The sequence below is a fragment of the Streptococcus intestinihominis genome (genome assembly GCF_046824975.1).
Lineage (GTDB): Bacteria > Bacillota > Bacilli > Lactobacillales > Streptococcaceae > Streptococcus.
On the sequence record NZ_JBKQBL010000006.1, the window covers coordinates 18,992 to 23,906 of the forward strand.

Here is a 4,915-nt window from a genome sequence, read left to right on the forward strand (position 1 = left end):
CGCGTTTGATACAGCGGTTCATGACGATATCTTCTCGTCCAGCTCCACGAAGGATTTCTTCTGCTTCTTGATTTTCCAGCTCCAATTGTGCCCAGAAAATCTTCGCATCCGACTCGATAAAGTCACGCGCTACATCTGGCAAAAACTCACTGCGACGGTAAACATCGACGATATCTACTGGGAAAGGAATTTCCTGCAGGCTAGCGTACACCCTTTCTCCAAGGATTTGGCCACCGGCTGCACGAGGGTTGACAGGAATAATCCGATAGCCCCGCTCTTGCATCTCCTTGCTAACACGATGACTGGTCGTATCTTCACGGTCAGATAATCCAACCACAGCGATGATCTTGCTGGTTTCTAGGTAATGTTTGATAATGCCATCACTAGGATTGCGAAATGAATAAGCCATAAGAATCTCCTTTTGTATGCGTTTCCTTTATTTAAATAGTATAACAATACGGAAGGCATTGCAAGTGTTTGTCGTTAAAAGCGGTAGGAAACTGAAAAGTTTCCTACCGCTTTCTGTTTTGAACAAACTTAATCTTATTTGGCTTCATACCATGTTTTGCCTTCATTCTCATCGGCTTCCAGTGGTACCGCAAGTTCGATAGCGGATTCCATGGTCTCTTTGACGAGCTCTTTGATCGCTGCCAGTTCATCACTTGGTACTTGCAGAACGATTTCATCGTGCACCTGAAGGAGCATCTTGGTCTTGTATGCTCCTGCTTCTAGCGCTTGGTCCAAGTGGATCATAGCAATTTTCAAGATATCGGCTGCCGATCCTTGGATTGGTGAGTTGATAGCTGTTCGCTCCGCAAAGCCTCGAACATTGAAGTTGCGAGAATTGATATCTGGAATCTCCCGACGACGCTTGAAGAGAGTCTCCACATAGCCTTTATCACGCGCTTCCCGCACCACTCTCTCCATATAGTCCTTGATGCCAGGGTAGCGTTCGAAGTAAGTCTCAATGTAGGCCTTGGCTTCTTTTCGACTGATCCCTAGGTTGTTAGACAGTCCAAAGTCGGAAATTCCATAAACCACACCGAAGTTTACCGCTTTTGCATTCCGCCGGTCATTCGGCGTTACATATTCTGGTTTTTCAATGTTGAAGACGCGCATAGCAGTCGATGTATGGATATCTGCCCCATGCTGAAAGGCATCAATCAAATGCTCATCTCCCGAAATATGGGCCAAGACGCGCAATTCAATCTGTGAATAGTCCGAACTGAGCAAGACACTATTTTCCTCTTCTGGGACAAAGGCCTTACGAATGAGACGGCCTTGTTCCAAACGGACAGGAATGTTTTGCAAGTTGGGATCCACGCTGGACAAACGGCCTGTCTGCGTCAAATCCTGCACATAGCGGGTATGGATTTTTCCATCCTCTAGGATAGCCTCTTGCAAGCCCACCACATAGGTAGACTGGATTTTTGCGATTTGGCGGTATTCAAGAATCTTAGATACAATCGGTGCAATTGGAGCTAGGCGTTCCAAGACATCGACGGCTGTTGAATAGCCGGTTTTGGTCTTCTTCGTATATTCAAGAGGGAGTTCCAATTTTTCAAAGAGAATGACCCCCAATTGTTTTGGAGAATTGATGTTAAACTCTTCTCCTGCAAGCTCATAGATTTCTTGAGTTAAGCGTTCCAAGACCACCTCGTTTTCCACCTGCATATCTTCTAGGGTCTGGCGCTCTACCTTGATCCCCGCGATTTCCATCTTGGCCAAAACAGCTGCTAGTGGTTGCTCCATATCATAGAGCAAATCTAATTGGTCATGGGCTTGCAACTGCTCCACCATGGGCCCTTCGGTATCCAGTAGAACAGCGACTTTTCGTGCCAAATGCTCTAATAGGACCGCCTTTTCTGGGATAGCTTTTTTGGCTCCCTTGCCATAAACGACTTCGTCCAACGGTAGCGCAATCTGACTATAGAGACTCGCAATGGTTGAAATTTCATTGTCCTCTACGGTCGACAAGAGATACTTAGCCAATCGACTGTCAAAAGCGGGATTTTGAAGAGTAATGCCCAAGTGGCTGAGCAAGACCTTGGCCCGCTTAAAGTCATAGACCTTGAGGGGCGTTTTTTCGAGAAATTCTTTGAAAATCGGTGTTTGTAAAAGACCAGTATCTGTACTCGCGTAGAGCTGACCTTTGGTCCCCCATGCGAAACCGATGATGGGTTCCGTATGGTAATTGTCCCCAAAAATCTCAAAATGGAAGAAACTATCTTCCGTGAGCATATCTGAAGTGACCTGCTCGACTTCTGCATAGTCAATAGCTACAGGAACCGCTTCTTCTCCACTGAGATCTAATGCCTGACGGAGTTGCTTGAAGCCCATCTCCTCATAAAACTTGGCGAGATTTTCTAGATGGGGGCCCGTATAGGTGATATCGTCCAGGCCAATTTCAATAGGCGCATTGGTATCAATGGTCGCGAGAGTCTTGGATAGGTAGGCCTGCTCCTTGTCGTTGATGAGGTTTTCCTTCATCTTAGAGGCCTTCATCTCATCGATATGCTCGTAAATGCCATCGAGAGAGCCATACTCTAGGAGTAGTTTGATCCCTGTCTTTTCTCCGATTTTGGTGACACCCGGGATATTATCCGACTTATCTCCCATCAAGGCCTTGAGGTCAATAAACTGCTCTGGTGTCAGTCCCATCTTTTCTTTCAGATAGGCTGGAGTGAATTCTTCAAACTCTGCCACCCCTTTTTTGGAGATTTCAACCACCGTATTATCATCTGTCAGCTGGATCAAATCCTTATCCCCAGAGACAATGGTGACATCAAAGGGCACCGAGCTAGCTTCGGCCATCTTATCTATCGTTCCAATGATGTCATCTGCCTCATACTGGGCTAGCTCATAATAGCGGATCCCCAAATGATCCAGTTGTTCACGAATGAAAGGAAACTGCTCACGGAACTCATCTGGAGTTTTTGCCCGGCCTCCTTTGTAGTCGGCATACATCTCCGTCCGAAAAGTCGTCTTGCCTGCATCGAAAGCAACGAGGACATGGGTTGGTTGGATGCGCTCCAAGAGATGGCTCAACATGAGGTTAAAACCATAGACCGCATTGGTATGCAACCCATTGGCATTTTTGAAGCGATCGATTTGATTATAAAGTGCAAAAAAGGCACGAAAAGCGACGGAAGACCCGTCGATGAGTAGTAATTTGTTCTTTTTTTCCATAGGCTTATTATACCACGAATCACAAGGTCTCTGGTACATAAAAACTCTACCCTTTCGGGTAGAGCCTTCTTTAGGAATTTCTTATGAAAAATGAAGAGAAGTGTTTATTCGCCGTAACAAGAACCTTGTTGTGGCAATTTCTTAAAGCGTTTTGGATAATTAACTGAGATTTTCATTTTCTGTACCTCATTTCTTATTGGATGAGTTTAGTATACAGCTCAAACCTAAACCATTCCTTATAGAAAGCTTTAAGAAAACTAAAAGCTGAGGCGCAAAGCATGCAGTTGTTTTTTGCTGCAGACCGGTAACTGAAGATGGAGCCCTTGCCATCGTAGCCCTAAGAAAAGCAAAGTAAAAGACCACCGGATTTGGTGGCCTTTTAGGGAGATTATTATGAAAAAGAAAAGTTTTAGGATTTCATAAACAAAGTTAGGAGGTCTTTGTTTATGGTTTTATTATATCGGATTTATCTTAAAGATTTCTTAAGGAATTATTTCATTTCCAAAACAAATTGTTTACGGATTCTTTTCATAGCGCCATTCCAGCAACAAAGAAGCCTAGCTTTGTTAAATAAGTTAACTTTTTTCTTCTTCAAAATAGAGGCGAATGTCATCCAAATGACGAATCGCATGATTGACATCCGGCTTGTAATCCAAAAAATTAATACTCCCGATTCTTGCATTGTCTGCCAGATCAACATCCAAGGTTCGATCTCCAATATAATAGGTCTCACTCCGATCCAGTTGATACTTATCCACTAGATAATCGACTCCTTCTGGATCTGGTTTTCTTCGAAAGCCATTGTCCGTTGTGACAACCTCTTGGAAATAGGATAAGATCCCTAGATCTTCCAGAATTGGATAAGCATTTTTCCCCTTGTGGGTATAGACGAATTGGACAATCCCTTCCTCTTTGGCCCAAGCTAGAATGTCTCTAGCTCCTGACATCAGATGCACTTGGGCATTTTTCTCACGCAGGCTAGACGCACGATAACGATTCATTTCTTCCGCATCCAAACCATGTTCTCTAGCCACTTCTTCAAGAAGTGCCTGGACGGATTGTTGAAGGATAAAGGCATGGACCGCTTCTCGATCAAAGTCCAAAGAGTAATGCGCATAAGTCTCAGCAATCCCATCTAAAATAGCTTCATAAGAATCCAAAAGAGTTCCATCCAAATCCCAAATAAAAGCTCGTGTCATACATTTTATTCCTTCCATGTCCGATGATAGAGTGTTTTTAAGAAAATCCAGCGAAATCCATTGTCCAAAAGGGTACCAGCCCAAATCCCTGGCAAGCCCCAACCGAGGCTAACCCCCATCAGATAACCTGAGCCAATCCGAATCACCCACATGCCGATAGTGGTCGCATAGAAGGGAAGACGCGCGTTGCCTAACCCTTGCCAGACCGCGGTATAGATGACGGTCCCAGCTGTCAGAGGCGTTCCAAGTAAAGAGAACAAAATGACGGATAAGGAGGCAGCAAGGGCTCCTGGATCCTTAGTGTAAAGGGCTGTCAAAGGACTTCCAAACAAGAAGATGGTAAGGGCGAGGGGAAGCATGGTGAGAAAGGAAATCCAAAAACTCCTACTGATGATTTGCTTGATCCCTTGTAAATCATTCTGTCCCAAACTTTTGGCGACCAACATGACTGTCGCTGTCGCAATCCCAAAGACCGGCATATAGTTGAACTGGGTCAAGACTTCCCCAATAGCATTCCCAGCTACCGC

Annotated in this window: 4 protein-coding genes; all 4 read right to left on the bottom strand. The window is 44.8% G+C overall.

Annotated elements, in window-relative coordinates:
* Nucleotides 1-409, bottom strand: a 409-nt coding sequence (locus tag ACLOR3_RS08950) for a CoA-binding protein (RefSeq protein WP_412037154.1), incomplete at its 3' end; no start/stop codon positions are given.
* Between the two features lie 134 nt (nt 410-543).
* Complete coding sequence (polA, locus tag ACLOR3_RS08955; protein WP_411400917.1) at nt 544-3,189, bottom strand: DNA polymerase I; 2,646 nt, start codon at nt 3,187-3,189, stop codon at nt 544-546.
* Between the two features lie 575 nt (nt 3,190-3,764).
* The gene (locus ACLOR3_RS08960) at nt 3,765-4,388 is read right to left on the bottom strand and encodes an HAD-IA family hydrolase (protein ID WP_195324656.1); all 624 of its coding nucleotides are present in this window, start codon (nt 4,386-4,388) and stop codon (nt 3,765-3,767) included.
* 5 nt (nt 4,389-4,393) lie between these two features.
* Nucleotides 4,394-4,915 (bottom strand): MATE family efflux transporter (locus ACLOR3_RS08965; protein WP_412037155.1); only part of this gene is annotated, 522 nt, incomplete at its 5' end.